15 protein-coding genes and 1 pseudogene are annotated in these 21,664 nt (G+C 32.7%); 14 read left to right on the top strand and 2 right to left on the bottom strand.

The features are described 5' to 3' along the window. The first annotated feature begins 46 nt into the window (after positions 1-46). From CGEO_RS06680 to CGEO_RS06640, 9 genes are all read left to right on the top strand, one after another. The gene (locus CGEO_RS06680; RefSeq protein WP_075540439.1) at positions 47-1,339 is read left to right on the top strand and encodes a hypothetical protein; all 1,293 of its coding nucleotides are present in this window, start codon (positions 47-49) and stop codon (positions 1,337-1,339) included. Beyond that, entirely contained in the window at positions 1,336-3,099 is a 1,764-nt protein-coding gene (locus CGEO_RS06675) for a DUF7380 domain-containing protein (protein ID WP_075540440.1), read from the top strand. Before CGEO_RS06680 ends, CGEO_RS06675 begins: the two co-directional genes overlap by 4 nt. Positions 3,100-3,168: 69 nt before the next feature. Further along, positions 3,169-4,272: an aminotransferase class I/II-fold pyridoxal phosphate-dependent enzyme gene (locus CGEO_RS06670; protein WP_075494854.1), complete on the top strand. Its 1,104-nt coding sequence runs from the start codon at positions 3,169-3,171 to the stop codon at positions 4,270-4,272. After that, positions 4,253-4,870 (top strand): pimeloyl-ACP methyl esterase BioG family protein, encoded by a 618-nt coding sequence (locus tag CGEO_RS06665; RefSeq protein WP_075531786.1) that lies wholly within the window; start codon positions 4,253-4,255, stop codon positions 4,868-4,870. Before CGEO_RS06670 ends, CGEO_RS06665 begins: the two co-directional genes overlap by 20 nt. After that, positions 4,851-5,534 (top strand): methyltransferase domain-containing protein, encoded by a 684-nt coding sequence (locus tag CGEO_RS06660; RefSeq protein ID WP_075494851.1) that lies wholly within the window; start codon positions 4,851-4,853, stop codon positions 5,532-5,534. Before CGEO_RS06665 ends, CGEO_RS06660 begins: the two co-directional genes overlap by 20 nt. Before the next feature lie 118 nt (positions 5,535-5,652). Then, positions 5,653-6,438, top strand: a complete 786-nt coding sequence (thiD, locus tag CGEO_RS06655) for a bifunctional hydroxymethylpyrimidine kinase/phosphomethylpyrimidine kinase (protein ID WP_075531784.1) — start codon at positions 5,653-5,655, stop codon at positions 6,436-6,438. 90 nt (positions 6,439-6,528) lie between these two features. Then, positions 6,529-7,596: a flavodoxin-dependent (E)-4-hydroxy-3-methylbut-2-enyl-diphosphate synthase gene (gene ispG / locus CGEO_RS06650; protein ID WP_075540441.1), complete on the top strand. Its 1,068-nt coding sequence runs from the start codon at positions 6,529-6,531 to the stop codon at positions 7,594-7,596. A gap of 1 nt (position 7,597) precedes the next feature. After that, entirely contained in the window at positions 7,598-8,992 is a 1,395-nt protein-coding gene (locus CGEO_RS06645; RefSeq protein WP_075494910.1) for a replicative DNA helicase, read from the top strand. Positions 8,993-8,994: 2 nt separating this feature from the next. Next, on the top strand, positions 8,995-10,683 hold the full coding sequence (locus CGEO_RS06640) for a hypothetical protein (protein WP_075540442.1): 1,689 nt from the start codon (positions 8,995-8,997) through the stop codon (positions 10,681-10,683). A 136-nt stretch (positions 10,684-10,819) separates the two neighbouring features. On the opposite strand, the pseudogene CGEO_RS06635 reads toward CGEO_RS06640, so the two are convergent. Both CGEO_RS06635 and CGEO_RS06630 read right to left on the bottom strand, forming a co-directional pair. Beyond that, positions 10,820-11,540, bottom strand: a pseudogene (locus tag CGEO_RS06635) (IS1595 family transposase). A gap of 491 nt (positions 11,541-12,031) precedes the next feature. Continuing rightward, positions 12,032-13,840 carry a PhoX family protein gene (locus CGEO_RS06630; protein ID WP_075531800.1) on the bottom strand — a complete coding sequence of 603 codons (1,809 nt, stop codon included), beginning with the start codon at positions 13,838-13,840 and terminating at the stop codon, positions 12,032-12,034. Positions 13,841-14,017: 177 nt separating this feature from the next. Here CGEO_RS06630 and CGEO_RS06625 point away from each other — a divergent pair, with 177 nt between their 5' ends. From CGEO_RS06625 to CGEO_RS06605, 5 genes are all read left to right on the top strand, one after another. Further along, complete coding sequence (locus CGEO_RS06625; RefSeq protein ID WP_075494565.1) at positions 14,018-14,992, top strand: agmatine deiminase family protein; 975 nt, start codon at positions 14,018-14,020, stop codon at positions 14,990-14,992. Between the two features lie 138 nt (positions 14,993-15,130). Beyond that, positions 15,131-16,078, top strand: a complete 948-nt coding sequence (locus CGEO_RS06620) for a cation diffusion facilitator family transporter (protein WP_082258994.1) — start codon at positions 15,131-15,133, stop codon at positions 16,076-16,078. Positions 16,079-16,712: 634 nt separating this feature from the next. Further along, complete coding sequence (locus tag CGEO_RS06615) at positions 16,713-17,789, top strand: carbon-nitrogen hydrolase (RefSeq protein ID WP_075540443.1); 1,077 nt, start codon at positions 16,713-16,715, stop codon at positions 17,787-17,789. Between the two features lie 532 nt (positions 17,790-18,321). Beyond that, entirely contained in the window at positions 18,322-19,269 is a 948-nt protein-coding gene (locus tag CGEO_RS06610; RefSeq protein WP_075540444.1) for a TAXI family TRAP transporter solute-binding subunit, read from the top strand. A gap of 11 nt (positions 19,270-19,280) precedes the next feature. Continuing rightward, positions 19,281-21,392, top strand: a complete 2,112-nt coding sequence (locus CGEO_RS06605) for a TRAP transporter permease (protein ID WP_075540445.1) — start codon at positions 19,281-19,283, stop codon at positions 21,390-21,392. Positions 21,393-21,664: the final 272 nt, after the last annotated feature.

The raw sequence follows: 21,664 nt of genomic DNA, 5'->3' as shown, positions 1-21,664 counted from the left end.
ATAAAATAATATTTAGCATTTTTTTATTTATATTTTAAGGAGTGTTGTGAACGAATATAAAAAATTTAAAATATTCATACAAGAATGCTGTCAGTATTACAATAAAAATACTATAGTTAGAAACGACTTAGAAATAATTGTTAATTTATTAGATGAAAATTATAGTCTTTTATGTTCCAATAACAACAAAAATGGTAAAGCATATGAAGAAAATCAAAAGAATATCAGCGATAATAACAAGATAATTTTTAAGATTTTGATAAAATATGAGTATAAAATTTTTAATTATATAAATAGTATTTCTAATGAAAATGATAGGATAAATAAATTCAATATAAAAAATAAGTTATATAGATTTTTTTACAATCAAAATATAAATAGAATGGCGACTATATTTTTTACATTAAAAAATATAGTTATTTTTATACCAGTATCTATATTGATTATAGCGGTAATTATCCCTACTTCATATTATTTATATTTGGGAGTTTTTATTGAAATAAATAGTGATGTATATAAAGCTTATATAATTTGTTGTTTATTTTTAATCAGTTTTGGGTTGCTATTATATTTTACTTTTATAATACCGCTTGAATATAATTTTGAAAATATATCCTTATATGATAAATATAGCAACATACTTAAAAATAAATTTTTAATAGGGTTGTATTTAACTGCAAAATATAGTCTTTTTATACTATATTTATTTATTTTTATATTTTTAGCTCTATTTTTAATTTTAAAATATAATTATAGTTTGCTTGCAATTGCTATGATATATTTTATAATTACTGTTTTATTTACAATTATATTTTCGTGCAATAAATCTAAACGATTTTATCTTACAGTGATATTTACAACATTGCTTGCAACTATCTATGCTGTCATTTTTGTAGCATTTAACAAAGAAGTCATATCAACTTCTTTTGAAATAGAGAGTTTTAGAAATGTAGTTTACATTGTTGTTTTTATTTTATTTTGTATAATTTTAATTATAAATTTTACTTTTAGATATAGTTTTTACTCAAAATTTATATCTATTTTATCTCCTTATATTATAAAAAAATTAAATGTGGGTAATTATATAAATAATTTTTTTGTTGATAAAACAGAAATTACAAAATATAATTTTCAATATATTAAGGAGTGTGATAAAAACTCAACTGGGATTTGTATTGATTCAAACATAACTAAAAATTTTAAAGAGAAAAAATTTTTAGTTAAAAATGTTTTTATTCTTAAAAAATCAGAAGTTAAGTATATTATTTTAGTACCAACTAAAGAAAACAATTTTAAAAAGCTACCTTTAGATAAGAAAATAGCAAAAGAGGCTATATGAATAAAAATAATATCGAGCTAAATTTAGGTGACTTTAAAAAATCTAATTATATGGAAATTATAGAGTTATCATCTTTAAAGACTTGCTTGTTTTACTCTTTGGTGTTTGCAGAAAATGCTCAAAAAGAAGAAGAGGCTGGAAACATTAAAAAAGCTAAAATTTTGTCGCTGTTAGCTAAAATTTGTTCTGTTTCTATAAAACCGCAAAGCATGAACGACCCATATTCACCAATGTTTAAATTTAAAGGCAAAAGAACATTCTTGCCAGATGATTTAGAGATAGATGAAATTATATTTCTTGAAAAAATTATTGAAGAATGTAAAGATTATAGAATACAATCTAAAATTGCAGATATATTATGGATTATAAAAAAACATAGAAATATTAAGTATTTAGAAATAGCTCTAAGTGCATATAAGAAATTTGATTTAAATACCAAAATATCTATAGAATTTGCAGAAGCCCTAAAAGCATATGAGAGAGCTATCTATTTAACATTAAAAGTAAAAAAACCTATAGATGATTTGCTTGAGTTAGTTGTGGAGTCTTTTGAAAAATTAGAATTTGATAAAACTGCAAATTGTAAGAGAATGAGTAGTTTATTGATATTATTTGGTAAATATATAACAAAAGAAATTTTTTATAAAATAGTAAATAAGCTAGAAAAATTTGCTTTAATATTTATCGAAAATCAAGATTTTAGCATAGCTAATGATTATTTAATGAGTGCTAGGGAATGGTATCATAAATTTCAACACGATGATGAAGATAAAGAACATGAGCTAACTGTCAAAATAATACAAAATCTTGAAAATTTAGGAGATAGCAAACTTTATAACTTAACAGCTTCTCATTTTTACAACAGAGCCATATGGGAATGTCATAGTATCCCTGCTAAGTACAAAGGTAAATTTTGCATTCAAAATAAATTAAATAACTTATATTTAAAATATACTCAAAGTAATCAATTAGGAATAGCTGAATCGTCAAGAATATATTCAAATATTGATATTTCCGAATTGATTGAAAATAATATAAATAAAATTAAAAATAAAAGTATTAATGAAGCAATTTTGGCTTTAGGAACAGTTGTATCGCTTTTAAATTACAATAAAATAAAATTGCAATTTAATAAAGCAAAATATATGTTTCCTTTATGCAGTACGATAATTCAAAAATATTATTTTAATGATGGAAGAATGATTGCAAGTAAAGAACCATTTGATGCATATATTGCATCAGAATACAAGATTCACTTCGAGCTTATGGTTGAGGGTTGTATTATTCCTGCGTTAGAGCAATTTTTAATAGAGCATAGAGTTAATCGCGAATATTTGCTTGATATTTGTAAAAACTCATCGATAGTTTTGCCAAATAGAGTAAATATTTGGACTGAGGGGTTATACTTTGGATTTGAAGGAGAATTTTTTACATCAGTTCATATATTAATTCCGCAAATTGAACATTTGATAAGAACATTTCTTAAACAAAATTATGTTAAAACTACTATTTTAGATGAACATGGTATTGAAAGTGAAAAGAGCATTAACTCGTTGTTAAAAGAAGAAAAATTAATAGAACTTATTGGCATAAATTTAGTTGAAGAGTTAAAAATGTTATTAATAAATCAAATCCCTTATAATCTTAGAAACGATATTTCACATGGGCTTGTTGATGATGATACTAATAACGCTGGATTTATTTATCTATGGTGGCTATGTTTAAGGTTAGTTGTGGTTAATAGTGTCTGGAGTACATAGTTAAAGCATATTTTGATTTTAAATTTAAGTTCGCACTGATATAATCACAAAAAATATTTAGGTAGAAAAATGTTTGATATAGAAAAAGCAAAACAAAATAGTAGCTTTAGAGAGCTTAAAAACAGTAAAGTATGCTCTAAATTTATAGAGTATAATGGTAAAAAGCTGCTAAATTTAGGCAGTAACGACTATCTTGGTATAGCAAGCGATGAGGCGCTAAGAGATGAGTTTTTAGCTAGTTGCGCAAAAAATAAGTGGTTTTTTGGCTCTGGAGCAAGTAGGTTGGTGTACACTTCAAGTGATGTGTTTTTAGAGCTTGAGGAGTGGTTTGAAAAAAAGTTTGCTAGTAAAAAAGCTCTTATTTTTAACTCTGGGTATTGTGCGAATTTAAGCGTTATTTCAGCTCTTAGTAGCGAAAAAACACTTTTTTTATGCGATAAGTTAATCCATGCAAGCATGATAGATGCTTTAAAACTTGGTAAAGCAAATTTTAAGAGATATCCGCATTCTGATTATGAAGCTTTAAAAAATTTAATAGAACAAAATCAAGATAAATTTGAAAAAATTATCATTTTAAGTGAAGCTATTTTTAGCATGGATGGCGATAGTTGCGATCTTGTTAAACTAGTCGAGCTTAAAAAAGAGTATAAAAATCTCTTTTTATACATAGATGAGGCGCACTCATTTTTTGCAAGAAATGAATTTGGAAATGCCCATTTTTTAGGAGTTTATAAAGATATAGATTTTTTACTTATAACGCTTAGCAAGGGCGTTGGAAGTAATGGTGCTGTGCTTTTAAGCAGTAGTGATTTTAAGGATATTTTTATAAATTCAGCTAGAAGTTTGATATACTCAACAGCAATTCCTAGTATAAATATCGCTTGGAGTTTGTTTGTTTTAACTAAAGATTTTAGCGAAAAAAGAGCAAATTTGGAAAAAAATATCCATTTTTTAGAAGCTAGTAGCCATATATTTCCATTCGTTGTCGGCTCAAACGAAAGGGCGTTGTTTTTCTCAAAAAAACTTTTTGATGTTGGATTTTTTGCTCCAGCTATCCGCCCGCCAACGGTTTTGCCAAACGCATCAAGACTAAGGTTAAGCCTTAGAGGCGATATTTTATCAGGTGAATTAGAAAAACTTAAAGAAATATTAGATGAAATTAGAGATTGTTAAAAACAGTGGCGGCAAGGTTGTTTTGCTTTTTTTAGGATACTCGTTTTTGCCAGAGTGTGTAAAGCACTTAGAGCTTGGCGAGTTTGATTTATACGTGGTTTATGACTACTGCGATATGAAGCTTGATACATCTTTTTTGCAAGGCAAAGAGCTGTATTTGGTGGCTTGGTCTATGGGAGTTTGGGCTTGTAGTTTGGCGCTAAAAGGGTTTGAGTTTAAAAAAGCTATAGCAATTAATGGCACGCCTTGTGGCATTGATGATGAGTTTGGTATAGCAAAAATGGCGTTTGAAAAAAGCATTGATGAGTTTGATTTTGATGGGTTTAAAAAGATTTGCTTTTTAAAAGATCTTGAAAAGATAAATTTCTCTTTTAACAAAAACGCCAAACTTGAGCTAGAAAATATCTATAAAAATTCAGATAAAAAAGCCATTGATTCCATTTGTTGGGATAAGGCTATCATCTCTAAAAAAGACTTTGTTTTTCCACCAAAATCATGCGAGTGGTTTAAGTGTCAAAAAGAGTTTATAAACGCGCCTCATTTTCCATTTTTCTACTACAAAAGCTTTGGAGAGATACTTGAAATTCCAAAGCGCTAAGCGATACGATGAGTTTGCATACGCTCAAAAAATAGTAGCAGATGAACTTTTAAAAATGGTTGTAAAAAGTAGAAGCGAATTTGCTCAAATTTATGAGATAGGCGCTGGAAGTGGTGTTTTAACAAGGCGTGTTATATCTAGTTTAAAATACGACGAGCTTGTTTTAAATGATATTTATAAAAGTGATTTTATGGCTAGTTTTCAAACGCAAATTGGCGATATTTTAACACTAAATTTACCACAAAAACTAGATCTTATCATCTCAAGTTCCGTTTTTCAATGGATAGAAAATTTAGATAAATTAAGAGATAAACTTTATCTTAGCTTAAACAATGATGGAATTTTAGCATTTTCTATGTTTTGCGATGGAACACTGCAAGAACTTAGCAGTTTTACAAAGCAGAGTTTAAAGTATAAAAATAACAGTGAAATAAAAGAAAAATTTGCTGTTAAATTTGAAATTCTAGGCGTTAAAAACGAAGAAATCATCGCTAAATTTAGTAGTTTAAAAGAGCTTTTAAACCACCTAAAACAAACTGGCGTAAACAACTTAAATGGAAATTTCAAACTCACAAAAGAAAATTTTAAGCTTTTAGAGGCTCATTTTGATGGAAATTTTGCTTTAACTTATAAATATATAAATTTAATATGCAAAAAGAGATAAAATTTATATTAATTTAATAGATAAAATTCGTGGATTTTAGCTAAAAATTATTTTAGAAAAACCATTTTTTAGCTATCTTTGTATATAATTTTACAAAATTTTTAAAATAAGGAATTGTATGAAAAATGTTTTAAGCATAGCTGGTGTTGATCCAAGTGGTGGCGCTGGGTTGATAGCGGATTTAAAAGTGTTTATCGCGCATGGCGTTTATGCGATGGGCGTTGTTACGGCTACAACAGCGCAAAACACAAAAGGGCTTTTTGGCATGGAGCTAATAGAGCCAAAAATGATAAGTGATGGAATCGATGCGATTTTTGATGACATTAAAGTAGATGCCGTTAAAATCGGCGTTGTCCCAAGCGTAGAAATCATAAAAGCAACTGCTGCTTCGCTTAAAAAAGTGCCAAATTTACCTCCAGTTGTCCTTGATCCTGTTATGAGCTGTAAAAATGGCGATATTTGGCTTGAGGGCGAGTCAAAAAAGGCGATTGTTGAGGAACTTTTTCCACTAGCAACTGTTATCACACCAAATAAATTTGAAGCACAAGAGATTTTAGGCAAAAAGCTAGAGAGCAAAACAGACTTTGAAAATGCTTGCAAAGAGCTTTTAAAATTTGGATGTAAAAATGTCTATTTAAAGGCTGGAAAAGTTGATGGCAAGAGTTTAGATGTATTTTATAATGGCACTGAGTTTACATATATCGAAAATGAGCGCATAGATACCGATAGTACGCATGGTTCAGGATGCTCGCTCTCAAGTGCAATCGCTTCAAATTTAGCTAATCAAATGAGCGCAAAAGACGCTGCTTTAGCTGCAAATGAGTATATTTTTAACGCGATAAAATCAGCCCATAAAATAGGTCATGGTTGCAATCCAGTAAATCACTTCTATAAATTTTATTAAAACTAAGCCTTTAAGCAGATTTATCTAAATTTGCTTAAAGTAGCTTTTAAATGACTTTTATGTAAAATTGCTCTACCTAAAAGGAAGATTATGCAAAGATTTAAAACCAAAAAACTTTTTGTTGGAGATGTCGCTGTTGGCGGTGATGCGCCAATTTCCGTGCAGTCTATGACATTTTCAAAAACCAAAAATGTAGCCGCTACACTAGAGCAGATTAACAGACTTTATTTTGCAGGGTGCGATATAGTTCGGTGCGCGGTGCTAGATAAAGAGGATATTAGCGCGCTTAAACAGATTAAAGAGCAAAGCCCACTTCCCGTTATCGCTGACATTCACTTTAACTATCGTCACGCTTTAGCTGTGGCTAAATTTGTTGATGCGATACGTATAAATCCAGGAAATATAGGTGGAAAAGAGCGCATTAAAGCAGTCGTTGATGCGTGTAAAGAGAGAAACTTGCCCATTAGAATAGGCGTAAATTCAGGCTCGCTTGAAGAGCAGTTTGAATCTAAATTTGGAAGAAGCGTCGCTGGAATGGTAGCTTCTGCTGAGTATAATTATAAGCTTTTAGAGGATTTTGGATTTAGCGATATAGCAATTTCACTTAAAAGTAGCGATGTAGCTAGCACGATGGAGGCTTATAGAACTCTTCGCCCACTTTGCGAGTATCCGTTTCATCTAGGAGTTACTGAGGCTGGGACAACCTTTCATGCGACGATTAAAAGTGCGATTGCGCTTGGTGGGCTTTTACTTGAGGGTATCGGCGATACGATGCGAGTAAGTATAACAGGTGAGCTAGAAGAGGAAATCCGCGTTGCAAAGGCGATTTTACAAGATAGTGGCAGACAAAAAAGTGGGCTCAATATCATCTCATGCCCAACTTGTGGTAGGCTTCAAAGCGATCTTGTAAAAGCTATAAAAATCGTTGAAGAAAAGACAAAACACATAAAAATTCCACTTAATGTCTCTGTTATGGGGTGCGTTGTAAATGCCATAGGAGAGGCAAAAGGCGCTGATGTCGCCATCGCCTTTGGCAAAGAAAGCGGGCTTGTTATGAGGCGAGGCGAGGTTGTTGCAAGACTAAAAGAAGATGAGCTTGTTGAGCGGTTTTTAAAAGAGCTTGAAGAGGAGGTAAAAGAGCATGAATCAAACAAATAATATGCCTTCAAATTTATACGATCTTGATATGGAAAGATCGATTTTAAGCTCGATTTTATATAGCGAAGATGGTTTTAGCGAAGTTTATGGGCTTATAAATGATGGGGATTTTTACTTAAAAGCGCACGCAGATATCTATAAAGCGATACTTGAGTGTGTTAATAACGATGAGCCAATCGATTTTGCGTTTGTTAAAAAGCGTTTGGGGAATAAATTTGATGAGGTAACATTTGGCGAGATTGTAGCGACAAATTCGATAATTGATATCAAAAAATATGCCGATGAGTTAAAAGAAAAAAGTGTAAAAAGAGCTTTGATTGCCGTAGCACACAAAATCCCAACGAAAGTTAATGAAGATCAACCAGCAAAAGAGATGGTAGATGATATCAGCTCTCAAATTTATGCTTTGGTTGAGGGTGGACAAAGTGGTGTTATAAAAGAGAGCGATCAAATCATCCATGAGTTAATGCTTGAGATGAAAAAGCAAAAAGAGGCAGCCGATAAGGACTTAGTAGGGCTTGATACTGGTTTTAGATATTTAAATGAATACACAAAAGGCTTTAAAGAAGGCGAACTTATCATCATCGCCGCGCGCCCTGGTATGGGAAAGACAGCGTTTGTTTTAAATGTCATTCAAAAAAGTTTAAATTTAGACAAAGGCGTGGTTTTTTTCTCGCTTGAGATGCCAGCAGCGCACCTTATGATGCGTATGATAAGCGCTTCTACTTCAATCCCGCTTTCAAACATCCTAACAGCAAATATGAGCGATGATGAGTTTACGCGTTTTGGTGATGAGTGCAAAAACATGATGGAAAAAAAGCTCTTTGTCTATGATAACAGCTATGTAAATATCCATCAGATAAGGACAAATCTTAGAAAACTCAAGGCAAAACACGAAGAGATAAGCTTGTGCGTGATTGATTATATCGGACTTATGATGAGTAGCAGCAACTTTAGCGAAAGACACCTTCAAATCGCTGAAATCTCTCGTGGACTTAAGCTTTTAGCACGCGAGTTAGGCATACCTATAGTTGCGCTTTCTCAGTTAAATCGTGGGCTTGAAGCAAGATCAAACAAGCGACCTATGCTTAGCGATTTGCGTGAAAGTGGCGCGATAGAGCAAGACGCTGATGTTATACTTTTTGTCTATAGAAATGATGTTTATGCCGAGCAAGAGGAGAAAGAGCGGTATGAAAGGGCGCTAAATGAGGGTAAAGATATGGAAAGCTATACGCCTAAATTTGTGCCAAATGCCAAAGAAGAAAAGGCTGAAGTCATAGTAGGAAAAAACAGAAATGGCGCACTTGGCACGGTTGAAGTGGTGTTTCAAAAGGAGTTCACGCGTTTTGTTGATAACAGCTTTAATCCAAGTTTAGTGTCAGAATTTCAGGTTTAGTTTTGAAAAAGTTAGCGTTAAATTTAGCTATTTTGGTGCTAACTTTTTTGTTTATATTTTTTGTTAAAAAGCTTGAGTGCGTTTGGGTTTTAGCATTTTTTATCTTTTATGCTTTTTGCTTTTATCTTGAAATTTTCAGTTATAAATTTGCTTATAAAACATCGTTAAACAAGGCTATTTTTAAAGATAATAGCTTTTTAAAAAAAATCTTTTCTGGCAAAATTCTTATATCTTTTAGCTCGTTTTATCTAGCAGCTTTTTTTAGCTTTATTTTTGTTTTTAACCTTTTAAGTATAAATAAAACTGAAATTTTATTTGATTTTTTAATAGCTTTATTTATATTTATTTTGGTTAAATTTAGTATTTTAAAATGGCTTAAAAGTGAGTTAAGATATGCTAGATTTGCTTCAAAAAGGTGGATTGTTTTAACTTCTGCTTTTGTTACTTCGCTTGTTTATGGAGTGCTTTTTATCATTCAAACGCCTAGTTTTGGGGATTTAGGATATTTTGAGTATCTAAATGCGCAAAATCCAACAAGCGCTTTTTCTTGCTATTTTTTATCAGAGATTAGCGCGTTTTCTTTTTATCTTAACTCAAGTTATATTTGGCTTGAAAATGCTGCTTTTAGCGAGTATAAATTTGTCATTTTGCTTTTTAATATCTTTAATAAATTTCTTTTTTTCGTTGCGTTAAATCACCTTTTTTCTCTGTTTTTTACCACTAGAAATGATGGCGTAAAATTTGGCTATTTTTTGCGTACTATTTTTACTTTAGCTTATGTTATGGCTGTTTTTATGTTTTTAAGTTATATAAATTTAGATATTAAAAGTGAGCAAAAAACGCCCATAACAAAGACTGAAAAGCTTGTTAAAATAGTGATTAAAAATGGCATTAAATTTGATGTAAAAGCTAGTGACTTTGCTAAATTTAGTAGCGATACAAATCAAACTTTAAAGCTAAATTTGGCCAAAAGCAAAGATGAGATAAACTCATACATTGACTTAGTTTATGAAAAAGCAGCGCTAAGCTTAGCAAGAAAGATGTCTGAGTTTAAATACTCTGTTATAAGCGATTATATCGTGCTTTGGCATAGTGTTTGGGATGATAACTCGACTAAATTTATAGAGGAAAAATTTAGCCAGTTTAGTAAAGATAGTTTTGATAAAGAGTTTGAAGTAAAGCTTTTAAATTTGGTTGAAACTGGCGTTAAAAGATATGAAAATGAGCTTTTAAAAAACGTGCAAAACCTAGCTAGCTCACAAGGAGTTAGCTTAAATTTAGATTTAAATTTAACTAATTTTTTCTCATCACAATATCATCTAAACAAGGCTTTAGGCACTGGTGCGATTACGGCTATGGGCGCTGGAGTGGCTGCAAAAACTTTAGCAAAAACGGCTAGCAAAACAGCGCTAAAATCAAGCGCTAAAATCGCCACTTCATCAAGTGCAGCATTTAGTGGTACGGTTTGTGGTCCAGCAGCGGTTGTGTGTGTGCCTGCTTTTGCGGTTGCAAGCTGGTTTGGACTAGACTATGTTATCACAAAATCAGATGAAATTTTAACTAAAGATGAGTTTGAAAAAGAGATTTATGAAAATGTGATGAGTGGTAAAGATGAGTTTAAAAAAGAGCTAAATTTAGAGCTTGATAACCTATATAGCGAGATTTTAAACTCTTTTTATGAAGTTGAGTAAGCCGTTTTTAAAACATTTTGGTGGTTCGTGTTTACTTGTGCTTTTATACTCTAAATAGCGTCTTAAATAGCACAATCCGCTTATGATTTTATTGGGTATGAAAACTATGCTTTAAAAAATTTAACTATAAATTGGCTCAAAACAAGTTAAGCGGTTTTTCTCTTATCAATTTGAGTAAAATTTGATATAAGTTTTCTCTGTTATTAAAACCTAAATTCACACTCTTTTAAGTGCAATATAAAATTATCTTTTCTATGCCTTTAAATTTACTTAACCTATGCTTTGCATAACCCCAGAAATTCTCTATACCATTTATGTAATTTTACCATTAGCGAATTCATTTTTGCAGTGTTTTACACGGTAATGAGCTTTTGCTCCATAATCCACTAAACCATCATAAGCTCTCCAACTATCAGAGTAAATAATACTCTTATTTAGCTCACTAAACTCTCTTAATATTGACACTAGCTCACTTGCACTGCAGTTTTTAACTACTTGTGTATAGACCTTACCATCTCGTTTTAACATACCAAATACTGGTTGTTTATTAGCTGCACCTATGCCTCTTTTGCCTATTACTCTTATAGCTTCTTCTGTTTACAGTTACTAGCAAAGCGAAGTAAAAAGTAGCTTTCATCTATTTCTATCTCGCCATCAAATTTAGAAATTTTCTCGCATTCTTGTGCCATTAAAATTCTTATATCTTTTAGAATTTTATTGATAGAATTTCTAGAAGTATTACAAATTTCAGCTATCTTTACAGCTTCTAAATCAAGGCAAAAATACTTGAGAATTTCACAAAATTTCTTTTCAGAAATTCGGGAACGGTATATGTATTTGTTTTTCATCGACAGCATAGTAGTTAAAAACCCCTTTAAAAGTTTTTAACTTGTCTTGAGTCAAAATTAATTATAAATTTATTCTGCAGATACTTTGCGCTTGTGATTAAATTATAGCGCTTTATAAAATATACAAGCTAAAAAACTGGTTAAAATATACTAAAAACATATAAAATTATTTTAAAGAAATTGGAAAAATTTGCATTTATATTAGCTTTACTAAATCGCGCGAGTATCTTTTTAAATGAACGTTTATATAATCTTATAAAAAAGCTAAATTTATGAGTTATTTAAGATTATTTTAATAAATTTGCCATGATTTAACTTGACTAACTAAAAATCTCTTTTTAATCTGCAACTAAAAGAGATAGCTAAATTATCTCTTTTAGCGTTGTGGCTTTGAAAATCAATCTATGTGAATGATTTAAAGTTTAAATTTATTTGGCTAAACAAAACTCTATCTATTTAGCCATATTAAGGCTTTTGCTTCTAAATTTCAAAGGCTAAACTCACGCCCCGATTACTCCGCCATCTTTTTTAGTTATGACTAAAACGGCTGATTTTGGCGTTTTATCTCCACCTTCTGGCCAGTGACTTCCTTTTAGTGCTTCTCCTGGGTGTTGTACGCCAACAAACATAGTCTTTGAATCTTCACTAAAGCAAAGCCCTGTTATCTCGCACGCAACCGGACCTGTTAAAAATCGCCTGATTTCGCCAGTATTTGGATCTGCGCACAGCATTTGATTATTTCCCATGCCTTTATAATCTTTTTGATTTGAGTAGTCGCCATCAGTTTGTATCCACAAACGACCAAATTTATCAAATTTAAGCCCATCTGGACTGTTAAACATATTTTCGACTGTGATGTTTGAGCTACCTTTGTAAAGTCCATCTTTTACCGCTGGATTACCAGCTAGCGCAAATGTCGCCCACTCAAACTCGCTACTTGCGTGATTGCCATCTTTTGGCTCCCATTTTAGGATTTGTCCGTAGCGGTTTTTTTCTCGCGGGTTAGCTGCGTCTGTGGTTTGTCTTGTTTTATTGTTAGTAAAGGTTGCATAAACAGCTTTTGAGTTTGGTTGCGCTGCTATCCACTCGCACCTATCCATCGGCGTTGCGCCTAGTTTTGTCGCAGCCAAGCGAACGTTTATCAAGATATCGGCTTGTGATTTAAAACCATTTTCTTTATCTAAGCCATTTTTGCCATAAGTTAGCTCAAGCCAAGTTAGCTTGCCTTTAAATTCGCCATTTTTTCCATCAAACCTTGCTACATAAAGCGTGCCATTATCTAAAATATCGGCATTTTTACTTAAATCATCTTTATTAAATTTATCACTTGAAACAAATTTATAAACAAACTCATCAACTTCATCATCGCCACTATAAACAACAACTCTTCCATCATCAGCTATGATAACTTCGGCATTTTCGTGTTTAAATCTACCAAGAGCGGTGCGTTTTTTTGGGATGAAATTTGGATTGTATGGGTCAAACTCGACTATGTATCCGTGGCGATTTGGCTCGTTTGGATTGATTTTAAAATCAAACCTATCATCAAATTTTTCCCACCCATACACGCTTTTTGGCTTTATACCATATCGTTTAAAAGACTCGCTAGTTTGGGCTTTTGTATCTTTTGAACCAAAAAAATCATCGAAATTTTCCTCACACGTTAAGTAAGTTCCCCAAGGCGTTTTTCCACATCCACAGTTGTTAAAAGTGCCAAGCACAAACTCGCCTTTTTCATCGTTAGCTGTTTTTACCGCCTCATCGCCTTTAACTGGACCTGTTAAAACCATCGGTGTAAGTGCGGTTATACGGCGATTATATGGGCTATCTTGTTTGATTTGGTATGAGTTGTCGTTTTGTTCTATTTCTAACACAGTTACGCCACATGAGTTTTGCATGTAAATCACATCTTGTGCGCTTAGCTCTAAGCCGTTGTGCTTAAACATAAGCTCTGGGTTTACATACTCTTGATTTACCACCAAAAGTGCGCGTTTATCGCCATCAAGTTGATAAAACTGCATTCCGTCGTTATCATCGCCAAAGACTTTGGTTGCATTTTTTGCATACTCTTTTGTGATATTTTTGCCTTCATCAAATTTTAAAGCGTTTTTAAAAAGTGGATCTCCCCATTTAACTAAAACTTTTGCCTCGTATCCATCAGGGACTATCACATTATCTTCGCTACTAGCCAAAGTTGCTTTAAACCCAAGCAAACTATCTTTGCTGCTAGCAAATAAAGTTGATGAAGTACTAAAAAACAGCGCCATAGATGCTACACTTGAGCTTTTTAAAAAGCCTCTTCTTGAAATATTTTGACTCATATTACCTCCTAAAAATTTATGAAAGTCTAGTAAAAAGAAATTTCATTTTGGTTACATTTTTAAAAATTTTAAAAATGTTATGAAAAAGTTCTAATTAACCTTAAAAATGAATATTAAATATATAAAAATTTGCTATAATTTTAAAACTACAAAGTAGGAGGAGTTATGAGAGCGTTTGGAGAGTGGGAGGAGCAAGAGCTTCTATTTTTAGCATTGCCTCATTATAACAGTGATTGGCAAGATGATTTGACTGAGATTATGCAGTCTTATGTGGAGTTGGTGAATGTGGTTTCAAAGTATCAAAAAGTGGTTTTAATCTCGCCAAATCAAAAGGATTTTGACTACTTTTTTAAAGATATACCAAATGTATCTTTTTACGAAATTGACACTGATGATACGTGGATAAGGGACTATGGGGCGATTGATGTTGAAAATGCTGGTAGAATCATCAGCTATGACTTTACTTTTAACGCGTGGGGCGGGAAATTTCAAAGCAGTAAAGATAACTTAGTAAACGCAAAGCTTTTTAAATCTTTTAAAGGCGAGCTTAGAAAAGTTAATATGATTTTAGAGGGCGGAAGTATCGAATTTAACGGCTTTGGCACTATGATAACAACAACTACTTGTCTTTTAAACAAAAACAGAAATGCAAATTTAAGCAAAGCTGAGCTTGAAAACGAATTTAGAAAACTTTTTGGAATTCACACTCTTATTTGGTTAGAACATGGCTTTATAAAAGGCGATGATACCGATAGCCACGTTGATACTTTAGCTAGATTTATCAACCGAAATACCATAGCTTACTCAAGTTGCGATGATGTAAACGATATCCACTATGATGAGTTAAAAAAGATGGAAGATGAGCTTAAAAAAACTGGATTTAACCTAGTCGCTCTTCCAATACCTTCGCCACTTATGCACGATGGAAGGCGTCTAGCGGCAACTTATGCAAATTTTATCTTTGTAAATGGTGCTTTGATTGTTCCAACGTATAATGATAAAAATGACCAAATCGTGCTTGAAAGACTAAAACAAGCCTGTCCAAACAAAGATGTTATAGGCATAGATGCAAGAGTTTTTATCCGCCAAAATGGCTCTTTGCACTGCTCTAGCCAAAATAGATTTTTAGGTGCTAGATAAAGATTAGGCTAGATTTGACTCAAATTTAGCCTTTGCCATACTTTTTTTAGCATATAAAGCTTTTAGATTAAATTTACATATTTTTTGCTAAGATTATCAAAATTATTATATAATTGATAATCAAATTTAAGGATTAAAATGAGTAGTGAGCAAACTATACAAAACACAAAAGAGCAAAACGCTTATGAAAAAAACGCTCAAACAAATAACAAACTAACAAGCCCAGCACCCATAGCAGCGGGCTTGACTGCGGCTGGTTTGGCGATATTTAAATTTATTGTCGGCATTGCAAGTGGTTCGATTTCAGTTTTGGCTTCGGCGATTGACTCGATGCTTGACTGTCTTATAAGCGCGCTTAACTACTTTGCACTTAAAAAATCAACCGCTTCATCAAATAGTCATTTTAACTATGGATATGGCAAAATCGAAGCTTTAATGGCACTATTTGAAGGGACTTTCATCGTAGGAATTGGCGCTTATATTTTTTATGAAAGTATAAGAAAAATCATGAGTGGAAACCATACGCCAGATTTAGACTCGGCGATTGTGGTGATGAGTGTGTCGTTTGTAGCGACTGGACTGCTTATACTTTATCTAAAAAGAGAAGCCGCTAGAACGAATTCTTTAATCATAAAAGCCGATGCTTTGCACTATAAAACAGACTTTTTTACAAACCTTGGCATAATTGTAGCTTTGGTTATTATTAAATTTAGCGGATTTTATATAGTTGATGCGATTTTTGGTATTATTATTAGTGGATACATCGCAGTTAGCGCGATTGGGCTTATAAAAGAGGGCGTTTATGTGCTTTTAGATGGGGCAATTGATGCTAAAATTGTCAAGCAAATCACAGATTTTATCTCCAAAGATCCCCACATCTGCGGTTATCATGACTTAAGAACAAGAGAGAGTGCTAAGACGTATTACTTAAGTGCACACATTGTTTTTAACCCGCAAATAACGCTACTTCAAGCTCATAACGCTGGAGATGAGATAGAAGATTTTATAAGAAAAACTTTTAACAAAAATAACTGGGTTATAGACTTGCATTTTGATCCGACTGATGACTCGGCATGTAAGGTGTAAAGATTTTAAATTTGATTTATGTGTGTAGAATTTACTCATTAGCTACTTTTAGCGTTTTAGCTTTTTGAGTAAATTTTGTTAGTAAGATGATAAATTTGCAAAATTTTCTATAAATTTAAAACTAATTTAGCTTTAAATCTTGCTTAAAATAGTTTTTGCTGATTTTAAAGTGTGATTTAGGCTAGTAAATTTGATTAAAATTACATAACTTTTGGTATTTAAAAAATAAGCTATAACGTATAAATTTATGTTAAAAGTAGTAAATTTATACTTGTTATTTATGAGATAAATGGCTTATTTGCTCATTTTACATAATACTTTGAGTTTAGTTAAAATATACTGATTATAGTTAAAATATACTGATTATAGTTAAAATATATATAAAATCACAAAAATCATGGCAAAAGTATTTTGCAGTTTTTAGCTAATTGGTGTAGTGGCAGTTTTGATTTATCTTGATACCAAATTTATAAAAGATTTAAGCTAGAAATTTAACCATCTGTTTTATTTATGATAATAAAAACTAAATTTATCTAGGTATTTTTATAAAATTTTAGTTATTAAAGCAAGAAAATTGGTTTAAAATGTAGTCTAAATTTAGCTATAATGGCTAAAAAATTTAAAAGGTTAAAAAATGTCAAAAAATCCTAAAGAAAAAATCTTAAAAATCGGCATAGTAGCGCATAAATTTATGGGCGATAAAGAAAAAACGGTTCAAAAAACGGTTGAGCTCATAGAAAAAGTAGCTAGCAACGGAGCAAAACTTGTGCTGCTTCAAGAGCTTCATCAGGGGCAATACTTTTGCCAAAACGAAGATGTGGAGCTGTTTGATTTGGCAAATCAGTGGCAAGAAGATATCAAATTTTGGGGCGATGTGGCGCGCAAATTTGGCGTTGTTCTTGTAACATCGCTGTTTGAAAAACGTACCGCTGGGCTTTATCACAACACTGCTGTTGTTTTTGAAAGCGATGGAAGCGTGGCTGGAAAATACCGTAAAATGCACATTCCAGATGATCCAAATTTCTATGAAAAGTTTTACTTCACGCCAGGAGATATGGGTTATGAGCCGATAAATACGAGCGTTGGAAAGCTTGGAGTTTTGGTTTGCTGGGATCAGTGGTATCCAGAAGCTGCACGTTTGATGAGTTTGGCTGGGGCTGAAATTTTGATTTATCCAACTGCGATTGGGTGGTTTGATGGAGATGATGAAGATGAAAAGGCGCGTCAGCTTGAGGCGTGGGTTGCTGTTCAAAGAGGTCATGCGGTGGCAAATGGTGTTCCAGTTGTTGCGATAAATCGCGTTGGGTTTGAAGAACAATGCTTGAGCTCAGGGTGTAAGAATTTAGATAGTGAATTAAATTTAGCATCAAAAACAGATCAAAGTTGTAACCAAAACAGGAAAATTTTAGAAAAAAGTCTAAATTTAAACGCAGAAAATAGCAAAATAGATGAAAATTCAGACTCTACTCAAAACTCAAATACGCAAAATTTTACACATTCAAACGAAGTTACAGGCATTCGCTTTTGGGGAAATAGCTTTGTCTTTGGCCCTCAAGGAGAGGAAATTTTTAGAGCAAACAGCTCAAGTGAGTTAGCCAAAATCGTAACCATAGACTTGCAAAGATGTGAAAATGTCCGCAGATGGTGGCCATTTTTACGCGATAGACGAGTTGATAGCTATGGAAATTTGACAAAAAGATTTATTGATTAATTTTAAAATTTGTTTAAAAGGGCTTGTTTTAGCCTTTTTAAACAATGAAATATTGTTTTACCACCGTAAAACGGCGCAATCAAAACACTATTTATAATGGTAAAATCTCATAAGTTATTTAAATTCTATACATAATTTTTGCGTTTATAGCGTTGATTCTAGCGGAAAATAAACTTTTTTTACCGCTTGTAGTGAGAAAATATTGCAAGTTTGTCTCTATATTACGCTTGTGAATTTCTTGAAAATTTCTAAACAGCTAGAGTATTAGAAGTGTTAAATTTAGTTTTTAACCTATCTTTTATTTTAATATTAAAATTAAGTGTTTGTTTTAAACTCTAAATTCGATATAAATTATCTTAAAAATTTATAATAAATTTAGATTAATTTATCTTTGTAACTTATAAATAACTTTATTAAATTTGTTACTTTTATTCACACTTGCTTAATCTTAAAAACTAAAATCTTTTTTTATATGAAAAATAATGACAAAAATGTGATAATATGGTTAAAATTTAATTTAAGGAGCATTAACATGAAAAAATTTTCAGCACTAGCTGTATCTTTGCTAATCGCAGCAACAACTTTATCAGCAAAAGAATTTGTTTCAATCGGAACAGGCGGTATGACAGGCACGTATTACCCAGTAGGTGGCGCTATCTGTAGACTTGCGAACAAAAATCCAGATATAAGATGCTCGGTAGAATCAACTGGAGGCTCGATTTATAATGTCAACAATGTCTTAAAAGATGAGCTTAGTTTTGGCTTTGTTCAAAGCGATGTTGTTTATGATAAATACAATGGCGTTGGTAAATTCAAAGACAAGGGCGATAAAAATTTAAGAGCCGTTATGTCGATTTATCCAGAGCTTTTGGCATTTGTTGTTTCAAAAAGTAGCAATATAAAAAGCTACACAGATGTAAAAGGTAAAAATATAAATGTTGGAAATCCAGGCAGTGGTAATGAATTTACAGCCTTAATCGTCTTTGATGAGTATGGCATAGATGTAGATAAAGAGCTTTCTCATCGTGGCGTTTTAACAGCACAAGAATCCCCAATGGCACTAAAAGATAAAAAAATCGATGGGTATTTTTATATGGTTGGACATCCAACAGCAAATATAACCGATGCTTCAAACTCGCTTCCGATTGATTTAATTAGTGTTGGCGAAAAAGAGGCTGATGCGATAATAGCAAAATATCCATATTACGCCAAAGGTACTATCCCAAGTGGTCTTTATGAGGGAATCGATCATGACACCCTAACAGTAGGCGTTAAAGCTGTTTTAGTAACTAGTAAAAACCAAAGTGATGAAGCTGTTATGGCGGTGGTAAACTCGGTTTTACAAAACTTTCAAGAGTATCAAAACCTACATCCAGCACTTAAGTTAGTAACAAAAGAGTCTTTGTTAGAAGGGCTTAGCGCACCTCTTCATCCAGCAGCACAAGCAGCCTTTGAAAAAGCTGGAATTATTAAAAAATAAGAGGATAATATATGCAAGATGAGGTCAAAAGAGATAAAGAGGTTGGTAAAGAAGTAGGGCAAGATGAGCAGGTTTTAGAGGTAAAAACTAGAGAATTTACATCTAAAAAGCTTTTTTGGTTTACAACGCTTATAGCTTTTGCTTGGTCTGTTTTTCAGCTTTATATAGCTTATTTTCCACTAAATACGGTTATGGCAAGGTCGATTCACCTTGCCTTTGCTCTTGCACTTGTTTTTACTGTATTTCCATTTTCTTATGATAAAAAAGCTCACACTTATATACCGTGGTATGATTGGATTTTACTTATTTTAGGCGTTGGAGCGGTTTTATATCCGTTTATTGAGTTTTATAGTTTGGCGCAGCGCCCAGGGGATTATCTACCTAGAGATATAGTTGTAGCTATCATAGCTGTTATCGTGCTTTTTGAAGCTGGTAGACGTATGATAGGACCAGCACTTGGGATAATAGGCTTTATATTTTTACTATATTGCTACTTTGGGCAGTATATGCCAGATATCATCGCTCATAGGGGTGCTAGTATAAGCAAGCTTGCTGGGCATATGTTTTTAACGACTGAGGGAATTTTTGGCGTTCCGCTTGGCGTTAGTGTTAGTTTTATCTATCTTTTTGTTCTATTTGGTGCACTGCTAGAGCGTGCTGGAGCAGGGCAATACTTCATAAATGTTGCTTTTGCGTTTTTAGGTAAGTATCGTGGAGGTCCAGCAAAGGCTAGTATTATAGCTAGTGGGCTAACTGGTATGGTTTCAGGAAGCTCAACGGCAAATGTTGTAACGGTTGGAACTTTTACTATCCCACTTATGAAAAAAGCAGGGCTTTCAAGTACCAAAGCTGGAGCTATAGAGGTTGCTGCTGGAGTAAATGGGCAACTTATGCCACCGATTATGGGTGCAGCGGCTTTTATCATAGCTGAGTTTTTAGGTATGAGTTATACGCATGTTATGATAGCGGCGGTGATTCCTGCTTTTGTATGTTATGCAAGCTTGTTTTTTATCGTGCATTTAGAGAGTTGTAAACTTGGTTTAAAAGGGCTTGAGAGTGAGGCAAATAGAGCTAAGATGAAAATTCTACTTAGTGGCGTTCACTATCTTATACCGATTGTTGTGCTGCTTTACACTCTTTTAGTGGCAAAAGAGTCTCCGATTTCAGCGGCGTTTAACTCTATAATCGTGCTATTTATCATGATGATAGTTCAAGATCCTATAAAGAAGTATTTTGCTAAAGAAAAAGTTAGCAAAGATGACTTTGTAAGAGGAATTTGTGATATATTTTGGGCGATGGTTGCAGCTGCTAAAAACATGGTAACAGTCGCCGTTGCAACTGCTTTGGCTGGACTTATCGTTGGTTCGATTTCGTTAACTGGAGTTGGGCAAGTTTTAGCAGAAGTTGTTGAGGCGCTAGCTGGAAATAACATATTGCTGATTTTATTTTTAACTGCGATTATGAGTTTGATTTTGGGTATGGGACTTCCAACAACGGCTAATTATATCGTTGTTTCAAGCCTTGTGGCGCCTGTTATTATGATTTTGGCTGCAAAAAATGGCTTTTTAATCCCAGCTATCGCGGTTCATCTTTTTGTTTTTTACTTTGGAATACTAGCTGATGATACACCACCAGTTGGAATCGCCGCTTACGCAGCCGCCGGAATAGCAAAAGCAAACCCAGTTATAGTTGGGCTTCAAGGCTTTTTTTACGACTTAAGAACGACTTTGCTTCCATTTTCGTTTTTCTTTAACAGCAAGCTACTTTTGATAGAAAAGGTTGTCGATCCAAATGATCCAAAGACGATAGAGTGGATAAGTAACCCAGCAGAGATTGCGCTGATTTTAACAGGAGCGGCGGTTGGGATGTTTGCCTTTTCTAGTGCGCTTCAAGGCTGGTTTATAACTAAGTGTAGTTGGCTAGAAAGAGCTATAATGCTAGCAATTGTTCCTTTTGTGATGGTGCCAAATATGGTTATGAAATATTGTGATTTTGTAACTAGTGAATATGCGTCTTATGCTATAGGTTTTGCGATATACGCAGCTATTTTTGCTAAACAGTGGATAATAAGTTCTAAAAATCCATCTTTGAGAAGCGGGACACCAAAAGCTGCAAAAGCTTAAAAGCGATGACTTTAGCAAGAAGCTAAAAAGCTGCAAAGGCTTAAAAGTAGGCAAATTTGTTGATATTTTGATAAATTTGCCTTTTTATACTTTCGTATTTGATTTTTCGAATTTAGCTTTTGATTTGTGATTTTAAATGGATTTGTCAAGATTAAAATCTATACTTTTAAAACTTTCATTTTAATTATGTTTTATAAATTTGTGGGTTAAATTTGGCTATTTTGTGGTTTTTGCCCTTTGCAAAAAAATAAATTTAAACAAAATGTTTGTAA

It is taken from the genome of Campylobacter geochelonis (genome assembly GCF_013201685.1).
GTDB classification, from domain to species: Bacteria; Campylobacterota; Campylobacteria; order Campylobacterales; family Campylobacteraceae; genus Campylobacter_B; species Campylobacter_B geochelonis.
The sequence above is the reverse complement of the archived record's forward strand: the minus strand, read 5'-3'. Positions and strand labels throughout refer to the sequence as shown.

Coding starts and splice junctions, on each gene's coding strand:
- CGEO_RS06605 (WP_075540445.1), top strand. CDS start 19,281: ATGCAAGATGAGGTCAAAAGAGATAAAGAGGTTGGTAAAGAAGTAGGG.
- CGEO_RS06670 (WP_075494854.1), top strand. CDS start 3,169: ATGTTTGATATAGAAAAAGCAAAACAAAATAGTAGCTTTAGAGAGCTT.
- CGEO_RS06620 (WP_082258994.1), top strand. CDS start 15,131: ATGAGTAGTGAGCAAACTATACAAAACACAAAAGAGCAAAACGCTTAT.
- CGEO_RS06615 (WP_075540443.1), top strand. CDS start 16,713: ATGTCAAAAAATCCTAAAGAAAAAATCTTAAAAATCGGCATAGTAGCG.
- CGEO_RS06675 (WP_075540440.1), top strand. CDS start 1,336: ATGAATAAAAATAATATCGAGCTAAATTTAGGTGACTTTAAAAAATCT.
- ispG (WP_075540441.1), top strand. CDS start 6,529: ATGCAAAGATTTAAAACCAAAAAACTTTTTGTTGGAGATGTCGCTGTT.
- CGEO_RS06610 (WP_075540444.1), top strand. CDS start 18,322: ATGAAAAAATTTTCAGCACTAGCTGTATCTTTGCTAATCGCAGCAACA.
- CGEO_RS06645 (WP_075494910.1), top strand. CDS start 7,598: ATGCCTTCAAATTTATACGATCTTGATATGGAAAGATCGATTTTAAGC.
- CGEO_RS06665 (WP_075531786.1), top strand. CDS start 4,253: ATGAAATTAGAGATTGTTAAAAACAGTGGCGGCAAGGTTGTTTTGCTT.
- CGEO_RS06625 (WP_075494565.1), top strand. CDS start 14,018: ATGAGAGCGTTTGGAGAGTGGGAGGAGCAAGAGCTTCTATTTTTAGCA.
- thiD (WP_075531784.1), top strand. CDS start 5,653: ATGAAAAATGTTTTAAGCATAGCTGGTGTTGATCCAAGTGGTGGCGCT.